The 15,399-nt window shown below is 73.1% G+C and carries 8 protein-coding genes; 2 read left to right on the forward strand and 6 right to left on the reverse strand.

Features of this window, described 5'->3' with window-relative positions:
* The first annotated feature begins 2 nt into the window (after positions 1-2).
* The gene (locus ACYVIP_RS34385; RefSeq protein ID WP_460404037.1) at positions 3-6,587 is read left to right on the forward strand and encodes a WXG100-like domain-containing protein; all 6,585 of its coding nucleotides are present in this window, start codon (positions 3-5) and stop codon (positions 6,585-6,587) included.
* Complete coding sequence (locus ACYVIP_RS34390; protein ID WP_460404039.1) at positions 6,584-6,952, forward strand: hypothetical protein; 369 nt, start codon at positions 6,584-6,586, stop codon at positions 6,950-6,952. Before ACYVIP_RS34385 ends, ACYVIP_RS34390 begins: the two co-directional genes overlap by 4 nt.
* On the opposite strand, the gene ACYVIP_RS34395 is transcribed toward ACYVIP_RS34390, so the two are convergent.
* The 6 genes from ACYVIP_RS34395 to ACYVIP_RS34420 all read right to left on the reverse strand — a co-directional run bounded on the left by ACYVIP_RS34395 (position 6,942) and on the right by ACYVIP_RS34420 (position 15,339).
* Positions 6,942-9,044, reverse strand: a complete 2,103-nt coding sequence (locus tag ACYVIP_RS34395; protein ID WP_460404041.1) for a transglutaminase family protein — start codon at positions 9,042-9,044, stop codon at positions 6,942-6,944. The two genes, ACYVIP_RS34390 and ACYVIP_RS34395, sit on opposite strands and share 11 nt — an antisense overlap.
* Positions 9,041-10,198 carry a DUF58 domain-containing protein gene (locus ACYVIP_RS34400; RefSeq protein WP_460404043.1) on the reverse strand — a complete coding sequence of 386 codons (1,158 nt, stop codon included), beginning with the start codon at positions 10,196-10,198 and terminating at the stop codon, positions 9,041-9,043. The genes ACYVIP_RS34395 and ACYVIP_RS34400 overlap by 4 nt, the downstream gene beginning before the upstream one ends.
* Positions 10,198-11,172: an AAA family ATPase gene (locus ACYVIP_RS34405; protein ID WP_460404045.1), complete on the reverse strand. Its 975-nt coding sequence runs from the start codon at positions 11,170-11,172 to the stop codon at positions 10,198-10,200. Before ACYVIP_RS34405 ends, ACYVIP_RS34400 begins: the two co-directional genes overlap by 1 nt.
* The gene (locus ACYVIP_RS34410; RefSeq protein ID WP_460404047.1) at positions 11,169-13,310 is read right to left on the reverse strand and encodes a fibronectin type III domain-containing protein; all 2,142 of its coding nucleotides are present in this window, start codon (positions 13,308-13,310) and stop codon (positions 11,169-11,171) included. The genes ACYVIP_RS34405 and ACYVIP_RS34410 overlap by 4 nt, the downstream gene beginning before the upstream one ends.
* A gap of 101 nt (positions 13,311-13,411) precedes the next feature.
* Entirely contained in the window at positions 13,412-14,659 is a 1,248-nt protein-coding gene (locus ACYVIP_RS34415; RefSeq protein WP_460404050.1) for a sensor histidine kinase, read from the reverse strand.
* Positions 14,656-15,339: a response regulator transcription factor gene (locus ACYVIP_RS34420; protein WP_460404052.1), complete on the reverse strand. Its 684-nt coding sequence runs from the start codon at positions 15,337-15,339 to the stop codon at positions 14,656-14,658. Before ACYVIP_RS34420 ends, ACYVIP_RS34415 begins: the two co-directional genes overlap by 4 nt.
* Between the last annotated feature and the right edge of the window lie 60 nt (positions 15,340-15,399).

Genomic DNA, 15,399 nt, shown 5'->3' on the forward strand with positions numbered 1-15,399 from the left:
CCATGGCGATGCCGGAGCCCTCCGATCCCGTCGGATTCTGGGCATCGGTCAAGGACAAGTCGATCGACCAGCTCTGGCCGCCCGACAGCGAGCAGGACGCCTGGGAGCTGGCGGCGGAGTGGAAAACCGTCGCGAAGCTGATGGACCAGACGGCGCACACGTTGGCCGGGCAGGCCAACGTGTCGGCGCAGGTGTGGACGGACACCGCCGGGGCGCAGTTCGCCCACATCCTGCGGCAGTTGCCGGAGAACTTCCGGTTGATGGCCGAGGACATGCGGGTGCTCGCGGACGGCGTGCACGACTACGGCAACCAGATCCGCGAGGCGCGGCTCAACATCATGTTCGAGCTGATCGTCAACATCGCGCTGTTCGCCGCGCTGTCGTGGATTCCCGGGGGCGGGTTCCTCGCGCAGGGTCTGGCGCGGGCGGTCGCCGGGCGGCTGACGACGATGCTCCGGACCATGGTCGGCCGGACGCTGGCGGGCCCGCTGTCCCGCGCGCTGGAGATCGGCGCGCTCGGCGGAATGGAGATCGCCAAGGAGGCGTTCGACGAGAGCCTGATCAACATGGCCACTCAGCTGACCAGCATGGGGATGGGCACCCGGGACAAGTTCGATTTCGGCGAGCTTGGCAAGGCGGCCGCGGCCGGCGGACTCGGCGGGGTGCTCGGTCCGGCCGTCGGCAAGCTGGCGGCGCCGTTGAACCGGGCGACCGGTGCCGGGCTGGGGGCGGTGCTGCCCAACGGCGTGGCGAGGAACCTGTCCGCGGGCCTCAACTCGGCGGCGAACAACGCGGTCACCTCGCCGACGGCGGGCTACATCGTCGAGAACTACGACAATCCCGGCGCGCTGACGAACGTCAGCGGTTACGCGGACGCGATCGCGGACAACGGGCTCGCCGCGGGGATCACGGGCGCGCCGCGGTCGATGGTGATCGACGGGGTGCAACAGCTTAACCCGGGTGGGGAGGCTCGGGTCAACCAGTGGGCGGACCGGTTCGCGGGGAATCCCGGGGCGGGACAGGGTGGTGCGCCGGCGGGGAATGGGGTGGTGGCGGATCCGCCGGCGACGCGGGGCGGGGGGTCGCCGGTTGGTGGGGGTGGCGACGGTGGGGGGCAGACCGGGAATCCCGGTGGGCAGCCGGGCGATACAGGTGGGCAAACCGGGGGCACGGGCCAAGCCGGGGACACCGGTGGCGGGCAGACCGGCGGGCAGACCGGCGGGCAGACCGGCGGGCAGACCGGCGAAGCCGGCGGACGGCCCGGCAACACGGGCGGGCAGACCGGAGATGTCGGCGGCCAAACCGGGGACACCGGCGGGCAGACCGGCAACACGGGCGGCCAGACCGGGAACACCGGCGGCCAGACCGGCAACACCGGCGGGCAAGCCGGAGATGTCGGCCGGCAGACCGGCGACATGGGCGGCGGGCAGACCGGGGGCCACACCGGGGACACCGGCGGACAGGCCGGGAACACGGGCAGCGGTCAGGCCGGGGACCACGGCGGCACCGCGGGCGATCGCACCGGGAACACGGGCGGGCAGACCAGCGGCCATACGGGAAGCGCCAGCGGACAAGCCGGGAACTCCGGCGGGCTGACCGGCGATATCAACAGCGATACCAGCAGCGGCCCGACCGGGGACGCGAGTGGACAGACCGGCGGGCACGCTGGGGACACGGTCGGCGGTACCGGCAGCCAGACCAGCGACGGCGATTCCGGGGGAAGGGCCGCACCGGACGGGCAGCCCGGCGGCGTTCCCGGAGACCACAGTGGACAGGCCGACACCACCGAACCCGGCCGCCAAACCGGCGACCACGCTGGGCACACCGGGAACGCCGACCACCGATCCGGCGACACACACCAAACCAGCGGCTCCGGCACCGTCGACAACAGCGCCCAGTCGGGCGTGCGTGACAGTGGCACGACCCAGTCGACCAGTCCCGGCAGCGTCGGCACCACAGGTGCCGTCACCGGCAACCCGACCTCCGCCCCACCCCAACCGGGGCCAACGCAAACAGGCCCCAGCCGGACTGCGCCCACCCACACAACATCCACCGGCGCACCGAAAGCCACACCGCCGGCTGAAAACCCGGACGCCGCCACAGCGCCCACGACGTCACCAACACCGCCGCCCACCACGCCAGACAACCCAACCACCACCGATCAGTCCACACCGGACTCCGTGCCGATGGTGGCGCCCGCGGGTGCCGCGATCGCCGCACAGGCCGCCGTCAGTACCCCGTCGGCGGGCCCGGCCAACACGCCGGACAAGCCACAGCCAACACACACGAGGATCGCCGAGCCGCCACCGCGCACCTGGCCGGACCCGCAACCCGACCAGACTCCGATGCGCCCGCTGCACACCGCCCCCGCCACCATGGGCACGTTCGCCGAGGAACGCCTCACCAGGGACGACACCGGCCGAATCACCACGATCGACGGCATCCCGGTCGAGGAGAAGCTCCGGCAGCTGGCCGACATCCGCGTCGAGCAGTACTGGAACGCCCAACGCCACGACGACCCGACCCGTTTCACCGGTCCGAACGCCACCCGCCGGCCCCCGGTTCCCTTCGACACCCGGCCACGCCAGCAGCCGGACGTCCCGCTGAACCACGAGCTGGTCACCGACGAGGACGGCACCCAGCGGACCCAGAACCGGAACCTGACCGGCAACGTCATGGCGCTGGTGATCGACGTCAGGTCCGGCGAGGTCTTCGAGGCGGTCAACGGTCCGACCGCCGACGTACATCCCAAGCTCCTGGCGCGCTTCAACGCCATGGTGATCCCGCAGGGCTACGTCACGATGAACCAGGCGGGCCAACCGATCGCCGGCCAGCGCCAGGACCAGCCCTACGGCGCGGATCCCCTCTCCCACGCCGAGGTCCGCGCGACCAACGCCGGCCTGCATGCCCGGCCAGCCGCCGAGTTCAGCGACTTCATCGCCGACGTCGGCTTCCTGCGCGGCAACGGTGTGCGGCCGGCATGGTTCTGCGCCAACTGCTCCCACCTGCTCCACGACGTCCCGACCAACGTCGGCAAACGCGTCTACGACCCCAGCGGCTACCTCGACGAGCCCGGTCACTTCGCCGACGACCCCAGGGCCCCCGCGCGCCGCCCCGACCAGCCGCCCCGCCTACGTGGCAGCCCAAGTCCTGCGCCGGGGCCGAGGGCCCGCGTGCACAGCGTCGCCGCCGTGCCACACTCCCGGTTCGCCGTCACCCCGCGCGCCGGGTACGACCACGCCAGGGTGATGGCCAACGCCAGCCGCGCGATCCTGACCATCACCGACGATGCCGGCGTGCACGCCGTCCGCCGAGTCGGCCCGAGTCGGTTCGAGGTCACCCGCGCGGACGGCTCGACGTTCCAGGTCTGGCTCACCACCACCATCACCGACGGCGACCCGGCCGAGATCACGGTCACCGGGCCGGCCGAGGTCCAGGTCCGGCTCTCCGGTCACGCCAAGCCCGCGATCATCGACCGCGCCGTGGCCAACGCCGTCGCCCAGGGCAGCTCGATCCTCGGCGGCACGCAGACCACCGACAACCTCCTCGACCACCACAGCCATCCCGGCGACCACACCGAGCTCTCCGCCGCCGACCATGGGCGCCTGGCCGAACTGCGCAACCTCGACCGCGCGAAGGCCGAGACCGCGCGCCTGCGCGTCCTACGCCGACACCGGATCGCCGCCGAGATGAAAGCCCTGGTCGAACAGCTCGGTGTGCATCCGGACGACCCGGCCGCGCCACCGCGCACGGCCGTCGCGCCCGAGGTCGGCGACACCGTCGCCAACCATGTCCGGGCCGGTGACCGCAGGCCGGCCTGGGCCAGGCCGCCGACCGGGTATCCCGCCTGGAAAGCCTTTCTCCTCTACCATCTGCCGGCCGAGATCGCGCCCGGGGTCGCCGCCGGCACGACGATCGCGGTCACCGGCCCGGACATCGTGGGTGTCGGTGTCGGCGTCGCGGCCATCGCCAACGGGGTCTCCGGCACGATCATCAAACGGTGGTACGGCCGGCGCGAGAAGGCCACTGTGGACGGTGGGCACGGCGTGCACGGCGACATCCGCGCCTACGAGGCCGCCATGCGGCGCAAGCAACTCCACGACCAACTCCTCGCCCGCGCGAGAGCCGCCGGCCATGCCACCCCCGGCCCAACCGAACCCGAGCCCGACCGCCAGCTACCGCCGACCCACCAACCGCTGCGCGCACGGCTGCTCGCCCGGGGCGGCGCGGCCACCGTCGGCGCCACCGCGGGCAGTTCGCTCATGCTCGCCGGGCTCCCGCTCTGGAACGCCGCCGCCTTCTGGGGAGTGGCCGCCGGGGCGACCGCCATCGGCACGATCGCCGAGAAGTACTTCCGCAACCGCATGGTCCGGCGCGAATGGGCCATGTTGGACAACATCGGCCGGGAGCAGGACGCCGTGGCGGCCGCGTTCGACGAGCGGTTCGCCGAACAGCTCTCCGCGCTGTTGGACCGGATCGACAACCTCGCCGGCACCATGCCCGCCCCCACCGCGCCGACCGCCGATCCCGTGCGGTCAACAGAGGTCGACCGGGCGGGCTGGCTCACCTACGGCGGAAACCAGTTCGCCGGCCAGTCCGGGGACATCGCGCGCTCGGCCGCGGACGCGATGTCCAAGGCGATGGAGAACCTCTCCGGCGGACCGAGCTCCATGGGCACCGGCGGCATGCGGGCCGCCGTCGGCACGCTGATCAACGCCTTCCTCGACCGGCAGTTCATCGCCAACGAGTACACCGAGATCGTCGCGCAGGTCGTGCACGACTTCGGCAACACGACCGCCGAGCAGATCACGCTCGAACAGCGGGTACTGGACATCGTGCTGGCCGACCTCAGCAGCCAGCTCGACGGCGCCGAGACGCTCGTGCACCGGGTCAACACCACGCTCGCCAGCAGGCTCGCCGATCTGCGGGCCGCCGCACCGCCCGTGCCGACGCCGGCCGATCCGGCCGACCGGCCGGCGGGACACCAGCGCTGGCAGGCGTTCCGCGCGCTGCACGGCAAGCAGGCCGCGACCATGTCCGGGCTGATGGCGGGCGCGGCGGCCATCTTCGACCAGGGCGTCGGCGGGGTGATCACCATCGGCGCGGTGTCTGCGGCCATCGCCGGTTCCTTCGGGCTGCGTTATCTGTTCCGGCGAAGCGAACAACTCGCCGTCGACGAGACGATCTTCGCCGACCGGGCGAGGGAGCGTCCCGTCGAGGAGGCGGAAGCCACCGCGCGCCAACGGTTTCTCGTCGAGTTCTGGACCAGGGAGATCGACGCCGCGATCCTCGGACAGTCCACTCCGGACACTCCGCCGACCCGACCGGCGGTACCGCGGTGGCCGCGGCGCGCCGGTCCGGCCTATCCCGACCAACTCGACGCGCTCATCGCCCACGAGCGCGAACTGATGTTCCACGAGCCGCGGCCGTGGTCACTGGTCGGGCCCCGGCTGGTCGCGTTGCGGCGACTGGAACGCCTGACCGGGCGCATCCGCGACTTCGACGCAGGCGGGCACACCAAGCCGAGCGAACAGGCCCGCAAGGACCTGCACAAGCTCTGGCAGGCCTACGACCAGCTCGTCACCGACGGCACCCCGATGCCGACCGACCTGGAGCTGCTGATCAACGAGAAGCCGGACGGGTTGCGCGGCGGGCTGCCCGGCTCCGCGCCACCGGCCGCCCTGAAGTCCTATGTGGACGCCAGCGTCCGTACGTCGGCGGGCCGCGCCTACTACGCCCATGGCGACGAACTGCTCGCCGAGGCCGGCCAGGTGCCCCCGGAGCCGGGCATGCACACCATCGACATGCACGGCGGCCAGGACTTCGTCCGGATCGGCGAGACCAGGCTGACCGCCGAGGACCTGGCCGCGATGATCCGGGCCGACCCGACCTGGCACGGCCAGCCGATCCGCCTGCTGGCCTGCGAGACCGGCCAGCGCGCCACCGGGTTCGCCCAACAGCTCGCCGACCGGCTCGGCGTCACCGTGCACGCGCCGTCGGACGGTGTCGGCCTCAGCCCGGACGGCGAACTGTTCGTCACCTCGACCGAAGTGGACGCCGCCGGCATCGTCGTCCCGAAGATGCCGCCGACCGGCAGGATGCACGCCTTCGAGCCGACCGCCGGACCCGAGGCCGAGCCGGAGACCCGTGCGGCGCATGACCTGTCGTCTGGCCTGTGGTGGCCTGACCACCAGCCGATCGAGTTCGGTGACAGCCGTGCCCTCGCCCCGACCGAGGAACTCGGCGAGCTGACCCTGCTGCGCGACGGCCCCACCGTCTACACCGGACCAGAGCGTCTCTGGCCCGACGAGCTGGCCGAGCTGGTCACCGACAGCGCCGACTGGGCCGGCGGCCCTGCCCGGCTGCAGATCCGCGCCGGGCACGTGGATCCCACGTTCGTCCAGCGGCTCGCCGACCTGCTGCGCGCCCCGGTACTGATCACCGCCGAGGCGGCGGCCGGCGAGTTCCCCGCGCTGTCGTCGGGCACCATCGAGGTGTACAACGAACCGGCACCGGTACGGCGCCCACCCGGAGACTGGCTGGTCTACCAGCCACGCGACATCCCCGCCGTCAAGGAGGCCAGATGAGGATCGCCCAGCTGTTCGACGCGCGCGACTGCGACGGGCAGTGGGCCTTCGCGCCCGACCACCCGCGCATCGCCGACCACGACGAGCGGGCGCGCATCGCGAGCTTTCTCAGTGGCGGCAAGGTGATCCTGCGTGTCTCGGGGTCCGATGTGGACCGGATCGAGCCGGCCAACGGGTTGGTCGTTCCGCTGTCCACGCTCACCGACGGCGTCTGGATCTGGGGCGCCGCGCTGCGTTACTACGTGCGGACCCACGGCATCGCGCCAGAACCCGACTTCCTCGCGCACATCGCCGCGCACGAGTACCTCGCCCCCCAACCGGACGAGCCGGCCTGGCGCGCGGCCCTCGACCAGCTCATGGCCTGAACAGGGTCGCCACGTCCAGCGCCGCCCGCACCCTGGCCGCCAGTGGCCGGGTGGCCAGGCCCTGGCGCAGCACCCGCACCGCCGACCACGCCTCGGCCACGGTCGTCGGACTCGGCCCGGCCCGCGACCACAGCGCGACGTCGACCGACCGCGCCAGCTCGTGCAACCCGGTCACCACCGGCCCGTCCACCACCGGCGAGGAGATCCCCGCCAGGTCCCGCACGGTCATCCCGGGTGCGCACGGCACCCCGTGCGCCCGCAACAGATCCCGCGCCTCGGCCCAGGCGCCGACCACCGCCCGCGCCCCCGGTCGCCGCCGCCGTGCCCAGCCGCGCGCGACCCTGGCCAGCGGCACGCCGACCACCCACAGCACCATGAGCGCGGCGAGCGCCACCAGGATCTCGGTCACCGGCACTGAGAACCCGCCGCCCGCCGCCCGCTCGTCCTCAGTGGACTCCCGGTCCGGCAGTTCCGGGTCCTTCACCTCCGCCGGCGGCGGCAGGTCGGCCCTGGCCCGCGCGGTCGCCTCAGCCAGCCCCTTGCGTTGGGCGCCGGCGCCGCTGGGGGTGCCGGCCGGGTCCAGCGGCACCCAGCCGACGCCGTCGACCGCGACCTCCGGCCAGGCCAGCACATCGCCCCGGCGCACCACGACGTCCTCGCCCGCACCGCCTGCCCGGTAGCCGACCGCGACCCTGGCCGGCAGGCCGATGATCCTGGCCAGCGCGACATAGGCGGTGGCGAACTGGGCGGTGGTGCCCCGCTTGGTGTCCAGCAGGAAGGTCGACAGCTGCGGCCAGCCGTTGCCGCTCGGCAGGTCCGGGCCGGTGGCGTGGGTGTAGTTCTCCCGCAGGAACCGTTCGAGCACCAGCGCGGTCTGGAACGCCGGCCGCTGCTCGCGCACCGCGGTGCGCGCCAGCTCGGTGATCTCCGGCGGCACCTCGCCGAGGTCGCCGACCACCTCGGCCGGGTCGATCGCGGCCGTGCCGAGGGTGCCGGCGGCCACCGTCGGCTCCCACCACGACAGGTCGTAGCCGACCGGGCCGTCGCGGCCGGGGACCAGCAGCGTGCCGGTGGTCTCGTCGACCAGCGGCGCCAGCCCGTCGACCGCGGCCGGCAGGGGCTGGCTCGGCAGCCACGGCCCGTCGACCCCGCCACACTCGACGTGCGCGCGATGCCTGGTCACCGGCACGGTCACCGCGGGCGCGGGTGGCAGCGCGGTGCCCAGCCGGCGCGGCCGCACCCCCGGCTCCCAGGTGACGCCGTTGAACTGGTCGAGCACCACCAGCCGCCACCGGTCGACCTCGGCGTCGGTGGCGTAGCGGAACACCTCCTCGTCCGGGTGCTGCAGGTGTTCGCTCAGCTCGTCGAGCGGGCTGGCCACCCGCTCCGGCGGCAGCGGCGCGAACTGCTTGTCCCGCAACGAGTACGCGCGCGCGGCCACCGGGTCGACGGCGGTGCCGAGCAGTGCGCCGACCACGGCCAGTACGAGGGTCGGCACCACCAGCAGCAACGCGACCACGCCTCGGCGGGCAGGCCCGCCAGCCGAGGCCACCACCCCGGCCAGGACCGCGAAGCCGAACGCGGCGAGCACGGCGGTCAGCCCGGTCAGCGCGACATAGGCCTGACTGAGGCCGAGCACCGCGAGCCCCGGCAGCAACGCCACCAGCGGCCACCGCAGCCTGGCCAGCAGCTCGACGGCCAGCACGCTCGCGACGAGCACCGCGAGCGGCACGAACAACAGCAGCTCGGGCACCGGCCTGGCCGGCCAGGTCGACTGCAGGGTCAGCTGCCAGGACTCGGTCAGCCCGGCGGCCAGCGCGCGCAGCGTCTCGCCGGTCGGCAGGCCGGCGGCGGTGGTGGCGAACAGCAGCGCCTCGGTCAGCGCGAGCAACCCGACGACCAGCACGAGCACCGCCCGCCAGGCCACCAGCACCGGCCAGCGCCGACTGGCCTCGACCACGGCGAAGCCGGTCACCGCGACCAACGCGAGCGGCACCACCAGCGCACCGAACCCGAAGACCGGCGCGAACAACAGCCCCGGCCCGGCGGCCGAGCCGAGCACGGCCAGCACCGCGAGTCTGGCAGGCGTCACCCGGTCACCACCGTGTTCCAGCGCCGGGCCGCGGCGCGCGCGTCCGGCGCGGCGATCACCTTGGCGCCGGGCACCCGGACGGTGACCCCGGTGTCCGTGCCGCCGGCGAGGGTGAGCACCACGGTGGACGCGTAGTGCTGACGCAACGCCGCCAGCGCGGCCAGGTCATCGTGGTGGGCGCCGGCCAGCACGACCACCAGCGAGCCGCCCCGGCCGGCCGGCCGGGTCAGCGGCGCCGGGACCAGCGGCGGCGTGCCGGCCGTCGGCGTCAGCTCGCACAGCTCGTCCAGCACCTGACGTACCGCCTGCTGACCGCCGCGCGACCGCAGGTCCAGCCCACCAGGGGTCACCAGCCGGCACCAGTAGCCCGCGCCGGCGGCCGCGACCAGCAGCGACGCGGTCAGGTCGACCGCCTCCTCGAACACCTCCCGGCCAAGCAGCGCCGAGCGGGTGTCCAGCAGCGCGGTGAACCGGGGCTGGTTCGGGTCGACGTAGTCGCGGACCATCAGCTGCCCGGTGCGCGCGGTCGCCTTCCAGTGCAGGTGCCGGACCTCGTCGCCGACCACGTACTCCCGCACGTCCCGCAGGTCGAGCGACCCGTGCGGCGACTCGTCGGTGGTCGCGCCGTCGTGGTGGTGGCGGGGGAAGCCGGCGATCAGCGCCCGCACGGGATGGACCACCGGATGCACCCACATCGTCGTGGTGTCCCCGGTGGTCAGTCGGCTGCGGCCGAGGCCGAGCGGGTCGACGCGCTCCAGGGTCAGCGGGCCGACCTGGATGCGGCCGCGGCGGGTGGTCGGCAGGTCGTAGTGGTAGACCGCGTCCGCGCCGGGGGCCAGCGGGCGCACCGCGACCGCGTGGAAGCCGCCGTCGACCTGGTCGCCCGCGGTGAACCCGCCGTGCCGGCGCGGATTGTCGTTGTGCACCCGCAGCCGGGCGAACGCCGGCCGGCCGCGCCGCACCCGGTCCGGGTAGGCCTCCCGGTCCACGGTCACCCTCGGCCGGCGCGCGGTGACCACCAGCGCGGCCGCCACCGCCCCGACCCCGGCGCCGCCAAGCGCCCGCAGCACGGGAAAGCCGACCACGACACCGGTCGCGTAGGCGAGCACGGCCGCGACCAGCACCGCCCAACCACGGCGGGTGAGCCGGGGCACTACGCCACCGTGCTGGTGACGCCGACGCCGTTGACCGCCGGCGCCGGGATCGCGGCCAGCACCTCGTCGACGATGTCGCTGGTGGCGCGCTGGTTCAGCTCCGCGTCGGAGGTGCGGATCAGCCGGTGCTCGAGTACCGGCCTGGCCACCTCCTTGATGTCGTCGGGGGTCACGAAGTCCCGGCCGTAGGTCGCGGCCATCGCCTGGGCCGCCCGCACCAGCGCGATGCTGCCCCGAGGGCTCGCGCCGTAGCGCAGGGCGACGTGCGTGCGGGTGGCGGCCGCGAGCCGGGCCGCGTACTCGCACAGCACCGGATCGACGTGGGCCGCGCGGACCTCCTCGACCGCCTGGCGCAGCGTTGGCAGGTCGACCACCGGGGACAGCTCGTCCGGCCCGACGCCAGCGCAGTCACTCATGATCACCAGGACCTCGGCCTCGAGGCTGGGATAGCCGACCGACAGCCGCATCAGGAACCGGTCCAGCTGGGCTTCGGGCAGCCGGTAGGTGCCCTCCATCTCGATCGGGTTCTGGGTGGCGATCACCAGGAACGGGCGCGGCACCTCGTGGCGGACCGAGTCGACGGTGACCGTGCGCTCCGACATCACCTCCAGCAGCGCCGACTGGGTCTTCGGCGTGCCGCGGTTGATCTCGTCGGCCAGCACCACGTTCGCGAAGATGCCGCCCCGGCGGAACTCGAACTCCTCGGCACCCTGCCGGTACACCTGCACCCCGGTCACGTCGCCGGGCAACAGGTCCGGGGTGAACTGGACGCGGTTGTAGCTCCCGCCGATGCTGCGCGCCAGACAGCGGGCCAGGGTCGTCTTGCCCAGACCGGGGACGTCCTCGATCAGCAGGTGTCCCTCGGCGAGCAGGCCGGCGATCGCGAGCCGCACCAGCTGGGGCTTGCCCCGGATGACGCCCTGCACGTTGGCCGCGATCAGCTCGTAGACCTGACCGGCGGTTGGCTGGCTCATGCGGCTTTCTCCCAGACCAGATCGTTGGAACGGGTGACGGTACCGTCCGGCGCGGTCACCGTGACCCACACCGTGTCGCCCTCGACGTGGTAGGCGAACTGGTCGGTCACGCAGTAGCCGTTCGCGTCGCTTGGGCAGTCCCCGCCCTCGTTGGCGTAGGTCGGGGCGGTCGAGTGCGGCATCAGCCGGTAGGGCGTGTTGGGCTGCATGCCGACCAGCTCGACGTGCATCCAGGCGCAGTCCGGGTCGCCGCCGCAGTCGCCCTGGGTCGGCGGGCCTCTGGTCAGCAGCACCTGGCCGGTGGCCTGCGGCGGCGCCTCCACGGTGTGGCTGGCCGGGGCGCCGCGCAGCCGCTGGCCGGCGGTGTTCTCGGTGACGGCCAGGACGGTGAGCACGGTCGCGCCGGTCCCGGACACCGCGACCGTTGCCGACTCGCCGGTGACCGTGACATCGGCGCGGCCGGTGACCCCCACGACGTAGTGCACCAGCCGGCCGCCGCCGAGGTCGGCCGGTTGGTCCCAGGTGAACAGTCCCCGCTCGGCCGGGGCGTCGACCGCGACGTCGAGGTTGGTCGGCCGGCTCGCCGGTCGGGCGGGTGCGGCCGGGGTGACCGGGTTGGTCGCCGCGCCCGGTCCGGCGCCAACGCCGTTGACCGCGCGCACGGTGAACACGTAGCGGGTGCCGTTGGCCAGGCCGCTGATCGTCGCCCGCCGGTCGCCGGGGCCGGTCGTGGTTTGCCCACCTGGCCAGGTGATCCGGTAGGCGGTGATGGCGGATCGGTTGTCCGGCGCGGCATTCCAGGTGACCGTCGCGGTCGCGTTGCCGGCGCTCGCGCGGACATCACCCGGCGCGCCGGGCACGGTCGGCGGCACCCGCACCGGCGGCGGATCGGGCTGTTCGACCGGCGGCGGGTCCGTGACCGGCGGCGGGTCGGCCGGCTTGTCCGGAGTGGACGGTGTGGTCGGCTCGGTCGGCTTCGGCCCGGCGGCGGGTTTACCGGTGTCGGCGGCCGCGCGCTCCTTGTCCGTGCCGGCCCCCTTCTTGTTCGTGTGCTCGTCGGTGATGGGCACGTCGGTCAGTGCGCCGTCCCGGTCGACGACCACGACGTGGCTGCCCTCGTCGCCGTCGACGTAGATGCGGTTGTCCTCGCCCCTGGTCAGCCGGGGGTCGCCCTTCTCCGCCGGCAGCTGTTTGGTCAGCTTGCGCTCGCCCCGGTCGTCGAAGGTCATCAGCTGCCGGGTGTCCCGGTTGACCACCGCGACCACCAGACCGGTCGACACCGGCCCGGTGTACTCGCCACCACCGAGGTCGACGGTCACCGGCGGGCGCGGCTCCCCCCGGCCGTCCAGGTTCACGTCGACCAGCTGCATCCGCGCCCCGTCGAGGAAAACCAGTCGCCCGGCCACATCGCTGCTCGCCAGCCGCACGTCGTCGGCCACGTCCACCCCGAGCGGGCGGGCCGCGCCCAGCCCGTCGTCCTCGACCACGTGCACGGTGTCGGCCGTGGTGTCCACGAACACCACCCGGCCGTCGATCACCGACAGCACACCGGCGTGTCCCTTGGGCAGCAGGACGGCGCACGACACGTGCGTCGCGCCCGGCTGCATCCGGCACAGCAGGCCCGCGTTCGTGCGCGGCAACCACAACGTGCCGTCGCGGGTGGCCAGCGGGGTGCCGACCGGGCCGCCGAGCGCGAGCACCGCGTGCGGCTGGCCGAGCCGAACGACCTTGCCGTCCTCGCGGTAGACCAGATAGGGACCGCCCGCGGTCTCCACCCCGACGGGCAGTTCGCGCGACGGCGGGGTCGAGGTGTCGGCCACCGCCAGGCTCGACCTGCCGAACTCGGTGATCCGCGAGCGACCGACCACATAGCCGCTGGTGTCGCCCTGCAGGACCTGGTCTCCCGGTGCGCCACGCAGGTGCGCGCCAGCGTCCACATCGCCGGTCGCACCGTCCACATGGAACACTGACTGCAGTCCGGCGTGGTAGACCCAGTGGCCAGGTAGGACGAACTGGACGGCGGACACGGGGTTCGCGGCGCCGGACACGGCGACGAGCAGACCGGCCACACACGCGATGACCACGGCGACCATCGGAACGCGGGTGCGCCAGAACTGGCGACGCCCCTGGTTTGTCACGGCCACACCGTAAAAGTAATGGGATCTCGCTGTCCATCACTGATCGCTGGCCGGTAGCTGCCAGCCGTCTTGCGCGACCATTTCCGGTGGTAGCCCATAGTTCAGGACACGACAGGCAGTGCCAGCTCGAAGATGGCGCCGGCGTCCTCCGCGTTGTAGACCGACAGCGTCCCGCCGTGCGCGGTGGCCACCCAGCGCACGATCGACAGTCCCAGTCCAGACGAGCCGCTCCCGGTGCCGAACCGGTCGAACGCCTTGTCCACGAACTCGCCGTGCACGCCCGGACCGTGATCAGCCACGGTGACCCGTCCGTTCGCGACGGTGATGTGCACGACCGCTGGCTGGTCGGGTTGGTGACCGTAGCGCACGGCGTTGTCCAACAGGTTGCCGATCGCCCGCTGTAGCAGCGTCGGGTCGACCAGCACCTTGCACGGCGCGGCGGTCAGCGTGATGGCCGCGCCGTCGGTCGGCGTCTCCTCGACCACGCCGGCCACCAACTGGTCCAGCCACAACGGTTGCACGGCCAGCCGTTCCACCCCGGCCGCGAGCCGGGCGCGCACCAGCAGCCCGTCGATGATGCCGCCCATCCGGGAGGCGAGCCGGACCGTGCGGGGTAACAGGTCGCCGCGCTGGGTCGGGTTGCGCAGCGCGGTCTCCGCGAGCGCGCGCAACGCGGCCACCGGGGTGCGCAGGTCATGCGCGGTCTCGGCGAGCAGCGTCTCCTGTTGTTCCAGCGCGCTCAGCGCCGGGCGGATCGCGCACGCGGCGATCAGGTGGCCGGCGAAGGCCAGGCTGCCGGTGAGCACCGCGGCGCCGATCACCACCCACAGCACCAGTTCGTCGTGGTCGGCGAGCACCGGTTCGGCGTCGGTCACCGCCACCACCGCGCCGAGATAGCCGGACTCGCCCCGGAACGGCTGGGCGCGCACCCGCAGCATCCGGTCGTCCTCGCCGCTCTGGTAGCCGTAGACCTCCCGGCCGGTGCGCACGGCCTGTTCGGCCAGTCCACCGAGGATCGCCGGATCGATGCGCACGCACTCGTTGTCCGAGAACAGCCCGTCGAACCCGCCGTCGGCCCCCGGCAGCACCGCGAACTGCGGGCACTGCTGGTTGATCTCGTCCTGTCCGACGAGCGCGGTGATGATCGCGTCGCCGTCGCGGCCGAGCAACCGGGCCACGGTCGAGGTGACCCTGGCCAACTCCAGGTCCATCGTGGTCTCGCCGCTGTCCTTGTCCGCCTGGATCGCCAGCCAGGCGAACACGATGAGCCCCACGGCGTTCATGGCGGTGAACATCAAGGTCAGCACCCACCGCAGGCGCCGCAGCCGGTCGGCCGACGATCGGTTCACGAGACCGAACCGTACGCTCCGAACCGGTAGCCTCGGCCGCGAACGGTGTGGATCAGCTCCGGCGGCCCGAGCTTGCGGCGCAACCGTTTCACCACCACATCGACCACATTGGACATCGGATCGGCCACCGCGTCCCAGCAGTGCTCGATCAGGTCTGTCCTGGACACCACCTGCTCCGGCCGGATCGCGAGGAACTCGAGGACCGCGAACTCCTTGTCCGACACCGTGAGCAGCACGCCGTCGCGGCGCACGGCCCGGCGCGCGCAGTCCACCTCGAGGCCGGCGTGGCGCACCAGCGCTGGCCGGGTGTCGCCGCGTCGGCACAGCGCGCGGACCCGCGCGGCCATCTCGGCCACGGAGAACGGCTTCACCAGGTAGTCGTCGCCGCCGGCGGCGAACCCGGCGACCCGGTCGGCGACCGAGTCGCGTGCGGTCAGGAACAGCACGGGCACGTTCCAGCCGGCGCGGCGGCGGTGTTGGACGTAGTCGACCGCGTCGCCGTCGGGCAACGTCCGGTCGAACACCGCGCAGTGGAACGGGCCAAGGGCCAGCAGCGCGTGCGTGGTCGCCAGGTCGGGTGCCGAGACCACCTCGCAGCCGGCGGCGCCGAGTTCGACGGACACCGATATCCGCAGGTCCTCGTCGTCCTCGACCACCATTACCCGCACCGAGCGCCCCATGTCATCGAAACCTAATGTGCCGTCGCCAATCGTGTGGCCGGTACCGGAACGGTAGCTCCC

The sequence above is a fragment of the Actinophytocola sediminis genome, assembly GCF_054779715.1.